We start from the raw sequence: 20,238 nt of genomic DNA on the forward strand, positions 1-20,238 counted from the left end.
TCCTACACAGCGTCTACACAGCTTCCATGCGCAGCCCAGCGGGAGCAAGCTCCCTCGCCACAGGTTCTATGGTGTTCGCTACATCCCACCCGTAGCCTGAAACCCCACCCCCATCGCGGTAAACAACGACAACGGCAACAACAAGGTATCGAGCAGCGCACTGCCCGGCAGATCGAGACCCGGGTAGCTCGGCGCCTCGGCGCCAAAGCGGTCCTTGGCGCAGCAGCCACCGTTGAGGGCGTACAGATCCAGGCGCGTGCCCGCGTACACCACCGGCGCACCAGGCTTGGCGGCGTCGAGGGTGCGAGCGGTGGCGCAGCCGGTCAGCTGCAGTGTCAGCAGCACGATCAGCAGCTTATTCATCACTGCTCAAATGATGCTCGCCCCAGCGCGGCAACATGTCCTGGGGGATATTCAGCAGATTGAGGATCCGCGCAACCACGAAATCGATCAGGTCATCAATGGTCTGCGGCTGGTGATAGAAACCCGGCGAGGCCGGCAGGATGGTCACGCCCATGTTCGACAGCTTGAGCATGTGCTCCAGGTGAATGCTCGAATACGGCGCTTCCCGCGGCACCAGGATCAACTGGCGGCGTTCCTTGAGCGTCACGTCCGCTGCCCGCTCGATCAGGTTGTTGCAGGCCCCGGTGGCAATCGCCGACAGCGTCCCGGTGGAACACGGCACCACCACCATGGCGGCCGGCGCGCCGGAGCCCGAGGCCACCGGCGACATCCAGTCTTCCTTGCCATACACACGAATCTGCCCCGCCGCCGCACCGGTGTATTCAGTGAGGAAGGCTTGCATCATCTGGGTCTTGGCCGGCAGGGTCACGTCGGTCTCGGTGGCCATCACCAGCTGCGCGGCCTTGGAGATGAGGAAATGCACCTCGCGGTCTTCGCGCACCAGGCAATCAAGCAGGCGCAAGCCGTACTGGGCGCCGGACGCACCGGTCATCGCCAGCGTGATGCGTTCGGGGCCATTGCTCATTTCAGCGCCTCGGCCAGTTTGCCGTGCAGGCCGCCGAAGCCGCCGTTGCTCATGATCACCACATGAGTGCCGGGCTGGGCCTGGCTCTTCACGCGCTCGATGATGCCTTCCAGGGAATCACTGACAATCGACGGCACCGTGCACAGCGCCGCAGTGGCGCCCAAATCCCAGCCCAGGTTGGCCGGTGCGTACCAGATCACCTGGTCGGCATCGACCACGCTTTCCGGCAGGCCGTCGCGGTGCGCGCCGAGCTTCATGGAGTTGGAACGCGGCTCGATGATCGCAATCAGCGGCGCATCACCGATGCGCTTGCGCAAACCGTCGAGGGTGGTGGCGATGGCGGTCGGATGGTGGGCGAAGTCGTCATAGATAGTGATGCCGCGCACTTCGGCGACCTTCTCCATCCGCCGCTTCACGCTCTTGAACGCGCTCAACGCGGCAATGCCCATGGACGGCACCACGCCGACATGCCGGGCCGCCGCCAAGGTCGCCAGGGCGTTGGCGACGTTGTGCTGGCCGGTCATATCCCACTCGACCACGCCTTGGGATACGCCTTCGAACATGACTTCGAACTGCGAACCGTCATCCTTGAGCAACTTCACCTGCCACTGCCCACCGGCGCCGGTGGTTTGCACCGGGGTCCAGCAACCCATCTCGATCACGCGCTGCAAGGCCGGCTCGGTGGTCGGATGAATCACCAGGCCTTCACTCGGGATGGTGCGCACCAAATGGTGGAACTGCCGCTCGATGGCCGGCAGATCGGGGAAGATGTCCGCATGATCGAACTCAAGGTTATTGAGGATAGCGGTGCGGGGACGGTAGTGGACGAATTTCGAGCGCTTGTCGAAAAACGCGCTGTCGTATTCGTCGGCCTCGATCACGAAGAACGGCGTGCCGCCCAGGCGCGCCGACACCGAGAAGTTCTGTGGCACGCCACCGATCAGGAAACCCGGGCTCATGCCGGCGTGCTCCAACACCCAGGCGAGCATGCTGCTGGTGGTGGTCTTGCCGTGGGTGCCGGCCACAGCCAGGACCCAACGGCCCTGCAACACGTGATCGGCCAGCCACTGCGGCCCGGACACGTACGGCAGGCCTTTGTTGAGCACGTACTCAACCGCCGGGTTGCCACGGGACATGGCGTTGCCGATGACCACCAGGTCCGGCGCCGGGTCCAGTTGCGCCGGGTCATAGCCTTGGGTCAGTTCGATGCCCTGGGCTTCCAGCTGAGTGCTCATCGGTGGGTAGACGTTGGCGTCGGAACCGGTCACGTGATGGCCCAGCTCCTTGGCCAGGACGGCCATCGAACCCATGAAAGTGCCGCAAATACCGAGAATATGGATGTGCATAGTCGACCTCGTAAAACATGGCCGCAGGTTAGCCTAGGGAGGGGGAAATCGCACCTTGTGTTTCGAATCTGATCGTTCCCACGCTCCGCGTGGGAATGCAGCCCGGGACGCTCTGCGTCCCTGGAAGCCGAACGCGGAGCGTCCGCAGAGGCATTCCCACGCGGAGCGTGGGAACGATCGTCACGCGGTTATCGGGCAATCGCGTGCTTGCGCAGCTTGCGGTAGAGGGTATTGCGGCTGATGCCCAGTTGTTCCGCCGTGTGGGTCATGTGCCAGCGCTGGCGCTCCAGTGCATCGAGCAGCGCCAGGCGCTCGGCATCCGCCAGCGGCCGCTCCGCCACCGTTTCAACCAGCGCAATCGACGGACGCTGACGGATCATCGCCGGCAAGTCCTCCAACCCGATCCGCCCGCCATCGCACAGCGCGGCAAGGGTCCGCAGCACGTTGCGCAGTTGCCGCACGTTGCCCGGCCAGTCGAACCCCAGCAACGCCTGGCGCGCCGGTTCGTCGATGGATACCGTCTCGGCGCCGCTCTCTTCAGCCAGCAGAAAATCCAGCAACTGCGACTTATCGCTGCGTTCGCGCAACGCCGGCAGCGGGATTTCCAGGCCGTTGAGGCGGTAGTACAAGTCCTCACGAAAACTGCCGTCCTGCACCCGATCCAGCAACTGCCGGTGAGTGGCGCTGATGATGCGCACGTTCACCGCCTCGGGCTCGCCGCCGATGGGCACCACTTGGCGATCCTCCAGCACCCGCAGCAAGCGGGTCTGCAAAGCCAGGGGCATGTCGCCGATTTCATCGAGGAACAATGTGCCGCCGTCAGCTTGTTGCAGCTTGCCACGCATGCCTTCCTTGCGCGCGCCGGTGAAGCTGCCGCCGCGATAACCGAACAGCTCGCTCTCGATCAGGCTTTCCGGGATGGCCGCGCAGTTGAGGGCGACAAAATGCTTGCCGGCGCGCTGGCTGGCGTGGTGCACGGCCTTGGCAAACGCCTCCTTGCCGGAGCCGGTTTCGCCCTGAATCAGCAGCGGCACATCGCGCTCGAACACCCGCAGCGCCTTGCGAAAATGTTCCTGCAACGCCGCATCCCCCAGGCAGATGCCCGGCAGGCGCGCGGGCTCGATGGCCTTGAGCAGCGGAGCAACCGGCACCGGCACGCTGCGCGGCTGCCCCCGCAACACGGCGAACAAATGCCGACCGTCACGGGTGCGCAGCGGCCAGCTCGCACTGGCATTTACACTCGCGCGGCCGAGCAATTCGTCCAACGAACAGTCGAAAAAGTCCTCCACCCGCTGACCGAGCAAACTGCCACGAATGTGCCCCAAGAGGTTCAGCGCACTCTGGTTGACGGCGCTGATCCGCCCTTCGCCGTTGAACGCCATCAAGCCTTCGCTGAACAGCCCTACGGACTCGGCCTGCAAGTGAAAGCGCAGCAACCATTGATTGTCGAAGCAACGCAGGAAATAGCAGCTCTCGATCATCTTCGCCGAGAGATTGACCAGGGCCATGGTGTGGAACTGGCTCTGGCGCGAGACGTCCGGCCGGGCCGAAGACACGTCGAGCACCGCCAGCAGCTCGCCCTGGGGGTCGAAGACCGGGCTGGCCGAGCAGGTCAGGCCGGTGTGGCGGCCACGAAAATGTTCTTCCTGGTGGATGGTCAGGGCCTGGCGCTCCACCAGGCAGGTGCCGATGCCGTTGGTGCCTTCGCAGGCTTCGCTCCAATCGGCGCCGAGCCAGAGGCCGGCCCGTTCGAAAATCTTCCGTTCGCTGGGGGCGGTGACGCAGTTGAGGATCACGCCTCGGGCGTCGGTCAGCAACACCGCGTGGCCGGCGCCGGAGAGTTGCTGGTGCAGGCTGGTCATTTCATTGCCGGCGATGTGCAGCACCTGTTGCAAGCGCTCGCGGCTTTCCAGCACCCGGCCATGTTCGAGCACCGTCGGCGCCAGGTTCTGGGCCGGGTCGAGGTGATAGTCCTCGAGGCAGCGCAGCCAGGAACGGGCAATCGACGGATCGCTGCCAGGGCCCTGCAAATGGGCCTTGCCCTGGGTGACCGTCAGGACTTGCTGGGCATGGCGACTCAAATGGTTGCTGTGCATTTCTTATTATTCTCCCCAAAGGTTGCGGCCTGCTGGAGTAACTGTCGAACCTTGCTCCCACAGACCTTGCCCCCACAGACCTTTGTTCCCGAAGGAGCTGTGCTGAATGTTCAGCATCCTCCAGCCCAACCGCCTTTGCAATGCTGGCGCGACCTGTCAGTCACAGACTGTCTCGTATCTGGCACAAACTGTCACACCCGCTGTATCGCAAGCGTCACACAACCCATCCGCTTGTCCGACCAACTCCTCCTAAAGTCTTGATTTACGGGCCCCGCAAGGCAATGGCCCAACCTTTGCTCTAGGCTTAATTACCAGCGCTCAATTTTGCGCGGCCCTCCCGTATAAGCACAAAAGCCAAGGAGAACTCATCATGCGTTACGCTCACCCCGGTACTGAAGGCGCTATCGTTTCGTTCAAGAGCAAATACGGTAACTACATCGGCGGCGAGTTCGTCGCGCCTGTCAAAGGTCAGTACTTCACCAACACTTCCCCGGTCAATGGCCAGCCCATTGCCGAGTTCCCGCGCTCCACGGCCGAAGACATCGAAAAAGCCCTGGACGCCGCCCACGCTGCCGCGGATGCCTGGGGTGCCACCTCGGCCCAAGCCCGCTCGCTGGTCCTACTGAAAATCGCCGACCGCATCGAAGCCAACCTCGAAGTGCTGGCGATCACCGAATCCTGGGACAACGGCAAGGCCGTGCGTGAAACCCTCAACGCCGACATCCCCCTGGCCGCCGACCACTTCCGCTACTTCGCCGGTTGCCTGCGGGCCCAGGAAGGCAGCGCCGCCGAGATCGACGGCAACACCGTGGCCTACCACATCCATGAACCGCTGGGCGTGGTCGGGCAGATCATCCCGTGGAACTTCCCGCTGCTGATGGCTGCCTGGAAACTCGCCCCAGCCCTGGCCGCCGGTAACTGCGTGGTGCTCAAGCCGGCCGAGCAAACCCCACTGGGCATCTGCGTGCTCATGGAGCTGATCGGCGACCTGCTGCCACCTGGCGTGCTGAACGTGGTGCAAGGTTTCGGCAAAGAAGCCGGAGAAGCCCTCGCCACCAGCAAGCGCATCGCCAAGATCGCCTTTACCGGCTCCACCCCAGTCGGCTCGCACATCATGAAATGCGCCGCCGAGAACATCATCCCGTCTACCGTGGAACTGGGCGGCAAGTCGCCGAACATCTTCTTCGAAGACATCATGCAAGCCGAGCCGAGCTTCATTGAAAAGGCCGCCGAAGGCCTGGTGCTGGCGTTCTTCAACCAGGGCGAAGTCTGCACCTGCCCATCCCGCGCGCTGGTGCAGGAGTCGATCTACGACGAATTCATGCAAGTGGTGATGAAGAAAGTCCTGCAGATCAAACGCGGCGACCCGCTGGACACCGAGACCATGGTCGGCGCCCAGGCGTCCGAGCAGCAATTCGACAAGATTCTTTCGTATCTGGAAATCGCCAAGGGCGAAGGCGCCGAGCTGCTGACCGGTGGCAAAGTGGAAAAACTCGAGGGCAACCTGGCGACCGGGTATTACATCCAGCCGACCCTGCTCAAGGGCACCAACAAGATGCGCGTGTTCCAGGAAGAAATCTTTGGCCCAGTGGTGAGCATCACCACCTTCAAGGACGAAGCCGAAGCCCTGGCGATCGCCAACGACACCGAGTTCGGCCTCGGTGCCGGCCTCTGGACCCGCGACATCAACCGCGCCTACCGCATGGGCCGGGCGATCAAGGCCGGTCGCGTCTGGACCAACTGCTACCACCTGTACCCGGCGCATGCCGCGTTCGGTGGCTACAAGAAGTCCGGCGTGGGTCGTGAGACGCACAAGATGATGCTCGATCACTATCAGCAGACCAAGAATTTGCTGGTGAGCTACGACATCAATCCGTTGGGGTTCTTCTAACCTGCGGGAAATTGCGCCCGGCTGATCGTTCCCACGCTCTGCGTGGGAATGCCTCTACGGACGCTCCGCGTTCGGCTCTTTGGGACGCGGAGCGTCCCTGGCTGTGTTCCCACGCAGAGCGTGGGAACAATCAAAATCAAACAACAACGCCGTCCCACCGCTCTGGCATGAGCCTTGCGTGCCCGCTCCACAGCAAACCCGAAAGTCCAACAGATCAAACAATAAAAAAGACAGAGAGGACTTATGACTTCTACCACTCAACTCAAACCCACACTCGGCACCCTGCATTTATGGGGCATTGCCGTCGGCCTGGTGATTTCCGGTGAATACTTCGGCTGGAGCTACGGCTGGGGCACCGCAGGGACCCTCGGGTTTCTCGTCACCGCCCTCATGGTGGCGTTGATGTACACCTGCTTCATCTTCAGTTTCACCGAACTGACTACCGCGATTCCTCACGCCGGCGGGCCTTTTGCCTACAGCCGACGAGCCTTCGGCGAGAAAGGCGGGTTGATCGCAGGGATCGCTACCCTGATCGAATTCGTTTTTGCGCCCCCGGCCATCGCCATGGCGATTGGCGCCTACCTCAACGTGCAATTTCCCGAGCTGGACCCCAAGCTCGCGGCGGTTGGCGCGTACATCGTGTTCATGACCCTGAACATCCTCGGCGTCAGCATCGCCGCCGCGTTCGAGCTGGTGGTCACCGTGCTGGCGGTCGCCGAGTTGCTGGTGTTCATGGGCGTGGTCGCGCCGGGCTTCAGCTTCAGTAACTTCGTGCTCAATGGCTGGGCCGGCTCCAATGAGTTCAGCCTCGCCTCGATCCCGGGCATTTTCGCGGCGATCCCCTTCGCGATCTGGTTCTTCCTCGCCATCGAAGGCGCGGCCATGGCCGCCGAAGAAGCCAAGGACCCGAAACGCACGATTCCCCGCGCTTACGTCAGCGGCATCCTGACCCTGGTGTTCCTCGCCATCGGCGTGATGATCATGGCCGGCGGCGTGGGTGACTGGCGCCAACTGTCAAACATCAACGACCCGCTGCCCCAGGCCATGAAGGCCGTGGTCGGCAACGATTCAACGTGGATGCACATGCTGGTGTGGATCGGCCTGTTCGGCCTGGTGGCGAGTTTCCACGGAATCATCCTCGGCTACTCGCGGCAATTCTTCGCCCTGGCCCGGGCCGGCTACCTGCCCCGTGGCCTGGCGAAACTGTCGCGCTTCCAGACCCCGCACCGGGCGATCCTGGCCGGCGGCGTCATCGGCATCGCGGCGATCTACAGCGATGGCCTGGTCAACCTGCAGGGCATGAGCCTGACGGCAGCGATGATCACCATGTCGGTGTTCGGCGCCATCGTGATGTACATCATCAGCATGCTCAGCCTGTTCAGGCTGCGTAAGACCGAACCAAACCTGGAACGCACCTTCCGCGCCCCGGGCTATCCGATCGTGCCGGGCATTGCGCTGTTCCTGGCGGTGGTGTGCCTGGTGGCGATGGCGTGGTTCAACACCCTGATCGGCCTGGTGTTCCTGGCGTTCATGGTGGTCGGCTACCTGTATTTCCAACTGACCGCCAAGCAACGCTCCAATGCACCGGCGGACGCTATGCTCACAGGTATCTGAAGTTGCACCGGCACCGGGCCGAGGGCCTGGTGCCTGCTATTTAAAAGTGCACACAGTTCCCTTCCTGTGTGGGAAAACTCTTGGGAAGGCTCTGTGGGAAGGACTCTGTGGGAGCAAAGCTTGCTCCCACAAGGTTCTCCCACAGAGCTCTCCCACTGGGCTCTCTCACTGGGTTCTTCCACAGGGTTGGATCTGCGGTGTATTTGAGTATTTAGAGATTCAGGAGGACACCGCCCCATGGCCGCATTCGCCCATTCCGTCGGCGCCCAGACCTATCGCTTCGACAGCCTCAAAGACCTGATGGCCAAGGCCAGCCCGGCGCGTTCCGGGGATTTTCTGGCCGAGGTCGCGGCGCTCAACGATGGTGAGCGCGTGGCCGCGCAAATGGCGCTGGCCGAGCTGCCCCTCAGCCATTTCCTGCAAGAAATGCTGATTCCTTACGAGGTCGACGAAGTCACCCGGCTGATCGTCGACACTCACGACAAACAAGCCTTCGCCACCGTCAGCCATCTCACCGTCGGCGGTTTTCGCGACTGGCTGCTCAGCGACGCCGCCGATGAACAGAGCCTGCGGGCGCTGGCCCCGGGCCTGACGCCGGAAATGGTCGCCGCCGTGTCGAAGATCATGCGCGTGCAGGATTTGGTACTCGTGGCGCAGAAAATCCGCGTGGTGACCAAGTTCCGCGGCACCCTCGGCCTGCGCGGGCGCCTGTCCACCCGCCTGCAACCCAACCACCCCACCGACGAACCCGCCGGCATCGCCGCGAGCATCCTCGACGGCCTGCTCTACGGCAACGGCGACGCCATGATCGGCATCAACCCGGCCACCGACAGCACCGCCTCGATCTGCGCCATGCTGGAAATGCTCGACGCCATCATCCAGCGCTACGACATCCCCACCCAAGGCTGCGTGCTGACCCACGTCACCACCTCCATCGAAGCGGCGAACCGCGGCGTGCCCCTGGACCTGGTGTTCCAGTCCATCGCCGGCACCGAAGCTGCCAACGCCAGTTTCGGCATCAGCCTGAGCGTCTTGAAAGAAGGCTACGACGCCGGGCTCAGCCTGAATCGCGGCACCTTGGGCAACAACCTGATGTATTTCGAAACCGGCCAGGGCAGCGCGCTGTCAGCCAACGCCCACCACGGCGTCGATCAACAGACCTGCGAGACCCGGGCCTACGCCGTGGCGCGACATTTCAACCCGTTCCTGGTGAATACGGTTGTAGGATTCATCGGCCCGGAGTACCTGTACAACGGCAAACAGATCATCCGCGCCGGCCTCGAAGACCACTTCTGCGGCAAGCTTCTGGGCGTGCCGATGGGCTGCGACATCTGCTACACCAACCACGCCGAAGCCGACCAGGACGACATGGACACCCTGCTGACCCTGCTGGGCGTGGCCGGGATCAACTTCATCATGGGCATCCCCGGCTCCGACGACATCATGCTCAACTACCAGACCACCTCGTTCCACGACGCCCTCTACGCCCGCCAGACCCTGGGCCTCAAGCCGGCGCCGGAATTCGAAACATGGCTGGCGAACATGGGCATCTTCACCCAGGCCGATGGCCGGGTGCGGTTCGGCGACAACCTGCCACCGGCGTTTCGTCACGCATTAGCTCATTTGGGATAAGCCGCATTGGGGATGAGAGAACTGCCCATGGATAAAAAACCTGTCGACCCACAAAACCCTTGGCTGAATCTGCGCAACCTCACCCCGGCGCGCATCGCCCTGGGGCGCACTGGCACCAGCCTGCCGACCTCGGCGCAACTGGATTTCCAATACGCCCATGCCCAGGCCCGCGATGCGGTGCACCTGGCGTTCGATCATCAGGGCATTCGTGCGCAGTTAACCGAACGCGGCCGTGAAAGCCTGTTGCTCCACAGCGCGGCCAGCGACCGCAACAGTTATCTACAGCGCCCGGACCTGGGCCGACGGCTCGACGACGCCTCCGCGCAGGTCCTGGAGGATTACGCGGCGGCCCACCCTGGCGGCGTGGATCTGGCCATCGTCGTGGCTGACGGCCTGTCGGCGCTGGCGGTGCATCGCCATACCTTGCCGTTCCTGGCGCGGCTGGAAGAGCAGATCGCTGCTGACGGTTGGTCTGTGTCGCCAATAGTTTTGGTGGAGCAAGGCCGCGTTGCCGTGGCCGATGAAGTGGCGCAGCGGCTCGGCGCGAAAATGTCGGTGATCCTGATCGGCGAACGCCCCGGCCTCAGTTCCCCCGACAGCCTGGGGCTGTATTTCACCTACGCCCCCAAGGTCGGCCTGACCGATGCCTATCGCAACTGCATCTCCAATGTCCGCCTCGAAGGCCTGAGCTACGGCATGGCCGCCCATCGCCTGATCTACCTGATGCGCGAGGCCTGTCGCCGCCAGCTTTCGGGGGTCAATCTGAAGGACGAAGCCCAGGTTCACACTCTGGATTCGGAAAACGCTGCCGATATGAAAGGTAATTTCCTACTGGCGCCGCCCCGAAACTGATCCGTTTATCCGATTGCGTTTTTGATCCGCTTTCAGGCAGCATCAAAAGCACGGCAGCGCGACATTGTTGTCTGAATATCTGTCGACCTTTGCAGACGAGACCTACCATGCGGATTATCCAAGCGACCCTGGAACACCTGGACCTGCTGACCCCATTGTTCGTCAAATACCGGGAATTCTACGGCTCCCTGCCCTACCCGGATTCGTCCCGAGCCTTCCTCGAAAAACGCCTGCGCCGCAAGGAGTCGGTGATCTACCTGGCCTTGCCGGATGATGACGACAACAAGCTGCTGGGCTTCTGCCAGCTCTACCCAAGCTTCTCGTCGCTGTCGCTCAAGCGCGTGTGGATCCTCAACGACATCTACGTCGCCGAAGACGCCCGCCGCCAACTGGTGGCCGACAACCTGATCCGCACCGCAAAAAAAATGGCCAAGGAAACCAACGCCGTCCGCATGCGCGTCTCCACCAGCAGCAACAACGAAGTGGCGCAGAAGACCTACGAGTCGATTGGGTTCAAGGAAGACACCGAGTTCAAGAACTACGTGTTGCCGATCAGCGAGGGGATCTGAGCCGTTCGGAGCAATGATCGGGGACATATCCATTGCTGCGGTAACGGCGGCTTAGGGTTCCGCCCTGACGGCGGGTCACTTTCGAAAAGCGCGAAAGTAACCAAAGCGCTTCTGCCCCACCACTTGGTGCCTCGCCTAGGCTCGGCATGCCCTCACTCCGGCATTGCTCCGTGGGCCCGCCGCGAAGGGCCATCCATGGCCCAGCGCGGCTATCCCGGCATCCATGCCGGGATGCCCACTCCACAATGCCTGCGTTCGGCCAGCGTGGTTAACGGGGCGCCGAGATCAACATCCACCGCGAGGCGGCCTAACGGCCGACCTGACTCTCCCGCTCATACACCCATCAGATCTGTTTGAGCAGGACCTGTGGGAGCAAAGCTTGCTCGCGATAGCGGTCCGTCAGGCAACATCAATACTGACTGTTCCACCGCCATCGCGAGCAAGCCCGCTCCCACACTGTTTTTGAGGCATGCACAAAAACCAACGTTCACCGCAGCCCCCCCCTGTGGGAGCAAAGCTTGCTCGCGATAGCGGTCTGTCAGGCAACATCACTACTGACTGCCCCACCGCCATCGCAAGCAAGCCCGCCCCCACAGGGTTCTCCACTGCCCACAGAACCACCGAAATCCCCAGCTACAAACTCAACACGCGCTTCACAATCCTCGCCGTATAATGCCGCTCTTCCCGGCTTGTAAGAAAAAGCTACACACTCTGTAGCCATACTCAAAGCCAGTCCCACCCGCCTGCCGAGTCGGGCCGCCACCACAGGTGTTTTGCATGGATTTCAACCCCCTCGACCTCATTCTGCATCTCGACGTCTACCTCGACATGCTGGTGACCAACTACGGGACCTGGATCTACGCCATCCTGTTCCTGGTGATCTTCTGTGAAACCGGCCTGGTGGTCACACCCTTCCTGCCGGGCGATTCCCTGCTGTTCATCGCCGGCGCCGTAGCCGCCGGTGGCGCCATGGACCCAGTCCTGCTGGGCGGCCTGCTGATGCTCGCGGCCATCCTCGGCGACAGCACCAACTACCTCATCGGCCGCACCGCCGGCGAAAAACTGTTCAGCAACCCCAACTCGAAAATCTTCCGCCGCGACTACCTGCAGCAAACCCACGACTTCTACGACAAACACGGCGGCAAAACCGTGACCCTGGCGCGCTTCCTGCCGATCATCCGCACCTTCGCGCCCTTCGTCGCCGGCGTCGGCAAGATGAATTACCTGCGCTTCTTCGGCTTCAGCGTCCTCGGCACCGTCCTCTGGGTCGGCGGCCTGGTGACCCTCGGCTACTTCTTCGGCAACGTGCCGTTCATCAAGCAGAACCTGTCGCTGCTGGTCGTCGGCATCATCCTGCTGTCGCTGCTGCCGATGATCATCAGCCTGGTGCGCAGCAAACTGAGCCAGCGCGCCTCGAAAGCCCACCCGCGCTGATCGCCCATGTGGTCCCTGAGCAACTGGCGCCGCCGACGCACCCTCGCCAAACACCCCGTGGCCGAGGACACCTGGCAGCGCGTGCGCCAGCAATTGAGCTTCCTCGACGGCATCAGCGCCGCCGAGGACCAATGGCTGCGGGAAGCCTGCGTGCTGTTCCTGCACGACAAACACCTCACCGCCCTGCCCGGCGTCGAACTGCACCAGGAACAACGCCTGCTGCTCGCCGCCCAGGCGCAATTGCCGCTGATGCACCTCGGCGAACTGAACTGGTACCAGGGCTTCCACGAAATCGTCCTCTACCCCGACGACTTCCTCAGCCCCCAGCGCTACCGCGACGCCAGCGGCATCGAGCACGAATGGGACGGCGAACACAGCGGCGAAGCCTGGCCCCAAGGCCCGATCATCCTGGCCTGGGACGGCGTGATGGCCAGCGGCGGCTGGGACGGCTACAACCTGGTGATCCACGAACTGGCGCACAAACTCGACATGCTCAACGGCGACGCCAACGGCCTGCCACCGCTGCACGCCGACATGCGCGTCAGCGACTGGGCCGACGCCATGCAACAAGCCTTCGACGACCTCGACCGCCAACTCGACCACAACCCCGACGCAGAAACCGTCATCGACCCCTACGCCGCCGAGAACCCGGCGGAGTTCTTTGCCGTCACCAGCGAATACTTCTTCAGCGCCCCAGACCTGCTGCACCAGGCCTATCCACGGGTCTATGAACAGCTCAAGGCGTTCTACCGCCAGGATCCATTGGCCCGGCTAAGGCAACTTCAAGCCGAAGATCCGGTCTATCAGGCGTCATACTAAGGTCTCTAAGACCCTGGTAACGTGGCAACAGCGGCTGAATATGCCTATAATCGCCGCCACTTTTTGGTCAATCCGACCAGTCATTTGGTCAACTAACGGGGGCACCGCCCAATGAGCTACAGCAAGATTCCGGCTGGCAAAGACCTGCCGAACGACATCTACGTCGCGATCGAAATCCCGGCCAACCACGCCCCGATCAAATACGAAATCGACAAAGACAGCGACTGCCTGTTCGTTGACCGTTTCATGGCCACCCCCATGTTCTACCCGGCCAACTACGGTTACATCCCCAACACCCTGGCCGACGACGGCGACCCCCTCGACGTGCTGGTCGTGACCCCTTACCCAGTTGCCCCAGGCTCGGTCATCCGCGCCCGTCCAGTTGGCATCCTGAACATGACCGACGACGGCGGCGGCGATGCCAAAGTCATCGCAGTGCCACACGACAAACTGTCGCAACTGTACGTCGACGTGAAGGAATACACCGACCTGCCACCGCTGCTGATCCAGCAGATCGAGCACTTCTTCGCGAACTACAAAGACCTCGAAAAAGGCAAGTGGGTCAAGATCGAAGGCTGGGCCGGTGCAGACGCCGCCCGCGAAGCCATCACCAAGTCGGTTGCCGCCTACAAAGGCTGAAACAAACTTGATAAAGAACCCCGGTTTGCCCCGGGGTTTTTTTATGTCTTAATGGTTCCCAATACGAAACTGTATTAACACTGTGTAACCACGTTTAGCCCGCGCCTTTCAGATCCTGCAAACGGAAAGATCGTCTTATATATTTGAACGACTTGTTTATTGCCGAAAACACAGTCGCCCCTAAACTTTCCGTTTATGAAAATACTTTCCAGTGGCGACCGCTTCAGAGCCCTTCTAAGAGAAGCGAACATCCGTTCCGCCGACTTCGCGAAGTTATACGGCGTGAAATCCCAACACGTGAACAACTGGTTCAACCGTGGCATCCCGCCCGGGCGCATCCACAGCATCGCCAGCCTGCTGACCGTCAGCCCGGAATGGCTCGCCCACGGCGAAGGCCCGCAGACTCCATTGGGCCTCGGCCCCGGCACCACCTACGAGGCGGCCGAAAACGATGGCGTCTACAGCGTGGTGGAACCCGCGGACATTGAACTGCCCTTCTACAAGGAAGTCCCCATCGCCCCCGGCGAAACCAAAACCCACATCACCGAAATCCCCGACCAATCCATCCGCCTGCCCCGCAGCCACCTCGAATCCCTGGAAATAAACCCCAGCGACGCCATCTGCATCACCATGGTCGGCGACAGCATGGCCGAACGCATCGCCGACGGCTCCACCCTCGCCATCGACCGCGGCCTGACCCAAATCGTCGACGGCCAAATCTATGCGCTTGAGCATGACGGGATGCTGCGCATCAAATACCTGCACAGAATCCCCGGCAACCGACTGCGCCTGCGTAGTCATAACAGCGCTGCGTATCCCGATGAAGTCTTCAGTGCAGAACAGATCGACGCACAACACATCCACGTGATCGGCTGGGTGTTCTGGTGGTCAACCCTCAACAAACAGCGACCGCCCGTATTCGACTAACCCACCCGAACGGGCAGACACGCAAAGCTCCTTGCGCTGAGGAGCTTTTGTGTCATGCAGCTTCTGTTGCAGAGAGTTCTTGTGGCAGGAGCTTTTGTGGCAGAGAGCTTTTGTGGCGAGGGAGCTTGCTCCCGCTGGGCTGCGCAGCAGCCCCCCTGCTTTTCCCCCGAATCACCGATAACCCAATGATTCCACACCACTTACCACTGGGCTTCCGAACCAAACCCGCGTATCCTCCGCCCCACATTTGCGAGCCCACGCCTCGCACCGACAAGGCAGATCACTTTCTGACCAAGTCCCACAGCCGGCCGCAAGAGCCGGATGTACGTTTTGAAGGCTGGTAAGGTTTGTCAAAAACGAGCTGAATCAGTCAACGAGAAGCCGGCCATAAGCCGGCTTTTTAATTGTCCGAGATAGACCTTCCCACCAAAGACCCCTCCTGATTGCTTAGCTATTCCGAGGGGGATCAGACATTCCCCTTGTCCGATGGTGCTCAACGCCATTTAGCCTCATCCGATGATGAAGTGGGGAACAAAGGAAGACAGGGGATGGATGATCCGAAACAAGTCGAAAACCTGACCTAACCTGGCACCAATGAAAATGGTTATGGGCTTCGCTTGGTCGTTAACCTACCGGACGCAAATCCTGACTACGTCACTTTCAGCTGGCAGGGTAACGCAGGGAGATAGGCTTGGACTCATCCCTCAGGTGAAAACCAACGCACCCAATTGAGTGACAGCATAGAGCGCCCCGCTCGACGGGAAGCCCAACAAGCATCTTGGGCTGTACAATTATTCGTCTACATGGTGATCTTGATTTGGAAGCAGCCCCTTGGTTGCTGCCAAATAAGCGAATGAAAATGCCGATAACTTTCGTAATTCCGCTTGCCGAGGAAGCATTCGGACATTCGCCGTACCATCATCGTCAAAACATAGAGAGCACCACCATCGGATCATCGCTATGAATGACTACGATATAGCACATGTATCCCCAGCACAGACACGTATCTGTGCAATATTTAAAGGTGAAAAAGCGGAAAATCATTAAGAATTGATTGTGCCGAATCACGAGGGGATGTAGCTAAGTAAAGTACATCTACCGCTTTAGTAGGCGTTCCTCCCCTTGCAAGTGAAATCAAAGATGCAGCTTTATAATGCCGAACCACATCTGCGCCTTCAAACGAGTTCAGGTGAGCATAAAACCTAAAAGCCGCCCCTTTTAACACCACCTCAATTAAGTACTTTAAAACATTAGCCTCAAAGAGAGGCTGATACAACCGATCACTTCTAGTAGTTCTTTTTACAGCTACCGCAAACAAAAATCCTGTCGACTCAATCTTCCCCTCTAAGTGCTTATGCGCACTCTCTAGCTTTTCTAGATTGACTACACTCAAGCTCTCGGCAGGCTCAGTAAAACATGACAATTCTGGGGGAAGTGGGAATGGAAGACGAACGCCTACAATATCTGGGCTAGACAATCCTAACGCCAAACCTCGGGCGCTCAGGGCCGCCTCATGAGCCAAGATACTACTGCGAATTTCGGGGCGAAATAGCCTAGTTGCGTCATACCCTCTCGGGAGTTTCACAACCGCTATTTTTCGAGTAGGAGTAGGAACGGCCTGGATTGGTTTGGTGAAGTTCGTAGCCCCCCAAACGCCTGAATCCATAAAATTATTCCAAGCCGCCGCTGCGTTCCAAAACGCACCTGCCTCCAGGAGCTCAAACACATCCCCCTCAACTTTTGCAATAGCTGAAGTTTTAACGTCGAAGTCACTACCAAATAGTGCCTCACCAGCTAGAGTCGCATTCCTAGTAAACTGTGTGAGGTACTCACCAAATGAACGCGTCGGTTCAGGATCATTATCACAGCCAGGCATAAAATCTGTAAAAGTACAGTTCATTGCGGCCATCTGACGAAACCGAAACTTAGTATCCCGCCCTCTAACCGTATTTACGCGCCTATCTTCAAAACACTTTCCGAAAGGGCAGTTTATGCAAACCGTAGCGTGATCAAATGAATATGGCATCAATCTTCCTTGGCGCGCGCTATTTCGCGAGCAGTAGCAAAAATCACGTCTAAATCACTACCAAGAGCCGTCGCGATTTTTTGCATAACGAGGAGGCTCGGATTGCGCGCACCGCGCTCCACGCCGCTGACGTAGGTGCGATCAATATTTGCTCTGTTGGCTAGCTCTTCCTGGCTGAGGCGCAAAAGCTCTCTATGCCGACGAATGGCTAGACCGAAGTGGTCCGCTAGATTCATGGCGGAAAGCTACTGCTATGTTGACTAAGAGACCACGGACTATGAGTCACATAGGGTGTACAGATAGGTTTGATCCAGCTACTGTGGGCTATTGATTGATTTACGCGGTAGAGAAGATGCCTAAAAGTCACCCCGTTACGCCGGCACCAGCCACAATGATAGCGCCCAACCCAACGCCCACGGCGGTTTCCTTGTTCTCAGGATGCGGCGGCTTCTGCGAGGGGATAGAAAGCGCCGGCACAAAAATTCAGGTCGCAGTAGAGCTCGACAAATTTGCCTGCGAAACCTATCGACACAATTTTCCAAGCACGCCACTTTTCGAAGGTGATGTTCACGGCTTCTTAGCTGATGACTCATCGCACATTCAAGATTACCGACTGAGCCAAGTTGACCTCGTTTTCGGCGGACCTCCTTGCCAAGGCTTTAGCCAGATAGGCCAAAGAAAGTTAGACGACGAGCGGAATGAGCTCTATAAACAATACACACGAATAGTTGACACTTTACGTCCACGAATCTTCTTTATGGAGAACGTTCCCAATCTTGCGCTCATGAATAAAGGCTACTTCAAGCGGTTAATATTGGAGGAGTTCGCAAGTCTTGGTTACAGCAACTCAGTGATGCTTCAGCTTTCAGCTGACGACTTTGGTGTACCTCAAACTAGGCAGCGGGTGATATTTGTTGGCACTCGCGACGAAGATAAATTCCCCTTTGATCTTTATTCTTTTTGTGAGACAACGCTGGACGGATACCGCGTTGATAAAGTTGTTACCGTTAGCGAAGCGATTGGTGATTTGCCAGATGAAATCGTTCATAGCGGTGAAATCTTAGACTATCCAAAAATAGCTAAACCATCACAGTTCATGAAAGACATGAGACTGGACTATGATGGCCCACGCTACTCCAAGGCGCTTAAGAAAAAACGCGGATTAGGTAAAAAAACTGCTGCACTGCATAACCACCACACCAAAGAAATTCAAGCTCGCAGAGCCAATCTTATTTCCTTGCTCAAGCCTGGAATGAAAGCGAACAGCCTCCCCAAAGAAATTTGGGACGGTAAGCGACCGGAAAAGTGGAGGAGACTGCATCCAAACCAACCGTCGCACACCATTCTGGCTCAGATGCACCGAGACATGAGTGAGTGGATCCATCCACACGCGAACAGGTGGATTACAGTTCGAGAAGCTGCACGCCTACAGTCATTTCATGATGGCTTCGTTTTTGTTGGCAGTGAGTGGCAACAGTTAAAACAGATTGGTAATGCCGTGCCTCCGTTGCTTGGCTATGCCTTAGGCAAGCTGTCGCAACGCATTCTTTCTGTACTTGATGGGGAACAGCTCGCCACCAGCTCTTTGCAATCACCAACAGTTCAATCTGAGCTATTGATTCCAGCTTAGGAAACGAACGTCCTCCAGGTCCAATTCAAGGTTCTAAGATGAACTTAGATAAAAAAGGTAAGCGGCTGGGCACCGCGTCTTACTAAATCGGACACCTCCTCATTAGAGACCCTCTTAGTTACGCAAAAATGGGATGCACAATCGCTTACGCCTCAACAACAAAAATGGAGTAATACCCAGGCTTATCCGTAACCCCTGGTAGAGCCTTTCGTGCCCTTGACCCAAGCAGAAGCAGTCACATCGGTTTGACGAGCTTTTTTTTGACGTCCTCAATCGTGTAGACATTAGTCAGCGCAATCGTAAACGCCCAGAGCGAGGAGACCTAATCTTGTTCCCGAACACGAACAGTGACTCATCCTCAAGTACCTACTCGTCGGGCTCAAGCGGGAACGCCATTGGACTGTCCTTCATGGAAGCGGGCCCTGCTCGCTAGCAAAAAACGTGTACCAGCGGGTCTCTGTTACCACCAGTGTCCATCCCCGCCCCTAGGAAGCTGATCTGGAGGCCGAGATACATCTCTTGTTTACGCCTGGGCTTAACTATAAGCGGCACGTCGCAGATAAAATTGGTGCAGATCCAATCGTTATCGCAGTAACGATAATCATAATTCCACTTCTTGTCCCACCTTCGCCACGAAGCCGAAGCATGCGGAGGCTTTGCTACCTAGCTGGGATATCCCTATTCATAGTATTGAAAAAGATCGATTTATCTGCGTTTTCTGGAACATTCGGCGCGAGCAACCTGATGACGCCGTGACTACCTTTCCAGAATATGTACCTACGACGGGCACCTATGTAGGTTCTGAATGCCGAATGAGGTGGCTGCTCCCGATATCGGTTAATGCCTACCCACGAATACTGGCTCGCTTGATGCCCGATTGAATATTGCAGTTATAGAGCTTCTCTTATTCTCTGCATCTATCAGACACTATAACGACAGTATCCAGGGAGGTAGTGGGTAAACATTTTCGGACACGACAATTACCTTAATCAGACTGAACAGATGAGACCAAGAACCTGCTGGGCCAAATACTGAGAAAACATAGCGGACCATCGCCGCAACCCATCATGGAGGCGCTATATGGACTCCGAAGGTATTGAAGCTCTGAGCGTATCCTATTTATGAGCATAAGCTTAAAGCTCACACCCATTACCTCCCAACTTCTAACCTGCACAAACGAAAAGCTTAGCGCTACTACAGGACAGTTAGCGAGGAATAACTATATACTTGTTAAACCTCAACACTCCACGACTATCACCTTTTACTAAATTAATATATCGCCCGCTCACAGAGAACACCGGAAGGCAATCATCAACATCAAAAATCGCATCAGTGTGACGTTCACTCCATCTATCCGACATCATCTGCTTACTTTTGGCGTGAGCCTCTGCCTTTGAATTTGCAACCAATAACATATAGTCATGAGCTTCTCCAAACGCCTTCGAGTCATATCCACCAACATTTATAAAATAAAGATGAGGCCCCCCTGACGCAGGTGCTAAATCACTAAACTCGACCCTCCAACCCTCAACCCCATCCACCTGCATCCAAGAATCTATATGCAAGCCGTTCTGATCCCCAAACCACTCTTGGCGTAAGTCATCAAAAGTCCCCTCCAAGTTTTGGGCGTTAACGAAGACAACGTCATGCACCTCAATCTTTGCTTTAGGATGCCTTCCACCTAACAATATTACAAATAACATGACACAACACCCCAACTAATATAAGTTCATCATACCATCTCTTTTATATTTTTTCACCCTGACACCATTAGC

The 20,238-nt window shown here is 58.4% G+C and carries 17 protein-coding genes; 10 read left to right on the plus strand and 7 right to left on the minus strand.

The window, feature by feature from the left end:
• Window positions 1-78: 78 nt before the first annotated feature.
• From ASC85_RS28270 to ASC85_RS28285, 4 genes are all read right to left on the minus strand, one after another.
• The gene (locus ASC85_RS28270) at window positions 79-363 is read right to left on the minus strand and encodes a YceK/YidQ family lipoprotein (RefSeq protein WP_057452263.1); all 285 of its coding nucleotides are present in this window, start codon (window positions 361-363) and stop codon (window positions 79-81) included.
• Window positions 356-988 (minus strand): flavin prenyltransferase UbiX, encoded by a 633-nt coding sequence (gene ubiX, locus ASC85_RS28275; RefSeq protein ID WP_014340390.1) that lies wholly within the window; start codon window positions 986-988, stop codon window positions 356-358. Before ubiX ends, ASC85_RS28270 begins: the two co-directional genes overlap by 8 nt.
• The gene (gene mpl / locus ASC85_RS28280; RefSeq protein ID WP_003205915.1) at window positions 985-2,334 is read right to left on the minus strand and encodes a UDP-N-acetylmuramate:L-alanyl-gamma-D-glutamyl-meso-diaminopimelate ligase; all 1,350 of its coding nucleotides are present in this window, start codon (window positions 2,332-2,334) and stop codon (window positions 985-987) included. Before mpl ends, ubiX begins: the two co-directional genes overlap by 4 nt.
• Window positions 2,335-2,522: 188 nt before the next feature.
• A complete protein-coding gene (locus tag ASC85_RS28285; protein ID WP_057452264.1) occupies window positions 2,523-4,430 on the minus strand; it encodes a sigma-54-dependent Fis family transcriptional regulator in 1,908 nt (635 codons plus the stop codon).
• 370 nt (window positions 4,431-4,800) lie between these two features.
• Between ASC85_RS28285 and exaC the strand changes: the two genes are divergently transcribed.
• The 9 genes from exaC (at window position 4,801) to ASC85_RS28330 (ending at window position 14,807) form a co-directional block, all read left to right on the plus strand.
• Entirely contained in the window at window positions 4,801-6,321 is a 1,521-nt protein-coding gene (gene exaC / locus ASC85_RS28290; protein ID WP_014340393.1) for an acetaldehyde dehydrogenase ExaC, read from the plus strand.
• 243 nt (window positions 6,322-6,564) lie between these two features.
• Complete coding sequence (eat, locus tag ASC85_RS28295; protein ID WP_057452265.1) at window positions 6,565-7,935, plus strand: ethanolamine permease; 1,371 nt, start codon at window positions 6,565-6,567, stop codon at window positions 7,933-7,935.
• A gap of 237 nt (window positions 7,936-8,172) precedes the next feature.
• On the plus strand, window positions 8,173-9,567 hold the full coding sequence (locus ASC85_RS28300; RefSeq protein WP_057452266.1) for an ethanolamine ammonia-lyase subunit EutB: 1,395 nt from the start codon (window positions 8,173-8,175) through the stop codon (window positions 9,565-9,567).
• Between the two features lie 27 nt (window positions 9,568-9,594).
• Entirely contained in the window at window positions 9,595-10,419 is an 825-nt protein-coding gene (gene eutC / locus ASC85_RS28305; RefSeq protein WP_057452267.1) for an ethanolamine ammonia-lyase subunit EutC, read from the plus strand.
• Between the two features lie 107 nt (window positions 10,420-10,526).
• Window positions 10,527-10,988: a GNAT family N-acetyltransferase gene (locus ASC85_RS28310; RefSeq protein WP_025569618.1), complete on the plus strand. Its 462-nt coding sequence runs from the start codon at window positions 10,527-10,529 to the stop codon at window positions 10,986-10,988.
• Window positions 10,989-11,765: 777 nt separating this feature from the next.
• A complete protein-coding gene (locus ASC85_RS28315; RefSeq protein ID WP_057452268.1) occupies window positions 11,766-12,422 on the plus strand; it encodes a DedA family protein in 657 nt (218 codons plus the stop codon).
• A gap of 6 nt (window positions 12,423-12,428) precedes the next feature.
• On the plus strand, window positions 12,429-13,241 hold the full coding sequence (locus ASC85_RS28320; protein WP_057452269.1) for a zinc-dependent peptidase: 813 nt from the start codon (window positions 12,429-12,431) through the stop codon (window positions 13,239-13,241).
• A 111-nt stretch (window positions 13,242-13,352) separates the two neighbouring features.
• Window positions 13,353-13,880, plus strand: a complete 528-nt coding sequence (ppa, locus tag ASC85_RS28325; RefSeq protein ID WP_003205933.1) for an inorganic diphosphatase — start codon at window positions 13,353-13,355, stop codon at window positions 13,878-13,880.
• A 195-nt stretch (window positions 13,881-14,075) separates the two neighbouring features.
• Window positions 14,076-14,807 carry a LexA family transcriptional regulator gene (locus ASC85_RS28330; RefSeq protein WP_057452270.1) on the plus strand — a complete coding sequence of 244 codons (732 nt, stop codon included), beginning with the start codon at window positions 14,076-14,078 and terminating at the stop codon, window positions 14,805-14,807.
• Window positions 14,808-15,825: 1,018 nt separating this feature from the next.
• Here the strand turns inward: ASC85_RS28330 and ASC85_RS31885 are convergent.
• Both ASC85_RS31885 and ASC85_RS28335 read right to left on the minus strand, forming a co-directional pair.
• A complete protein-coding gene (locus tag ASC85_RS31885) occupies window positions 15,826-16,716 on the minus strand; it encodes a Cfr10I/Bse634I family restriction endonuclease (protein ID WP_201785307.1) in 891 nt (296 codons plus the stop codon).
• A gap of 116 nt (window positions 16,717-16,832) precedes the next feature.
• Window positions 16,833-17,069 (minus strand): helix-turn-helix domain-containing protein, encoded by a 237-nt coding sequence (locus ASC85_RS28335; RefSeq protein ID WP_057452271.1) that lies wholly within the window; start codon window positions 17,067-17,069, stop codon window positions 16,833-16,835.
• Between the two features lie 116 nt (window positions 17,070-17,185).
• On the opposite strand from ASC85_RS28335, the gene ASC85_RS28340 reads away from it, so the two are divergent.
• Complete coding sequence (locus ASC85_RS28340; protein WP_057452272.1) at window positions 17,186-18,463, plus strand: DNA cytosine methyltransferase; 1,278 nt, start codon at window positions 17,186-17,188, stop codon at window positions 18,461-18,463.
• 1,205 nt (window positions 18,464-19,668) lie between these two features.
• Here the strand turns inward: ASC85_RS28340 and ASC85_RS28345 are convergent.
• A complete protein-coding gene (locus tag ASC85_RS28345) occupies window positions 19,669-20,166 on the minus strand; it encodes a DUF1543 domain-containing protein (RefSeq protein WP_057452273.1) in 498 nt (165 codons plus the stop codon).
• Window positions 20,167-20,238 lie beyond the last annotated feature (72 nt).

It is taken from the genome of Pseudomonas sp. Root401 (genome assembly GCF_001425105.1).
Lineage (GTDB): Bacteria > Pseudomonadota > Gammaproteobacteria > Pseudomonadales > Pseudomonadaceae > Aquipseudomonas > Aquipseudomonas brassicacearum.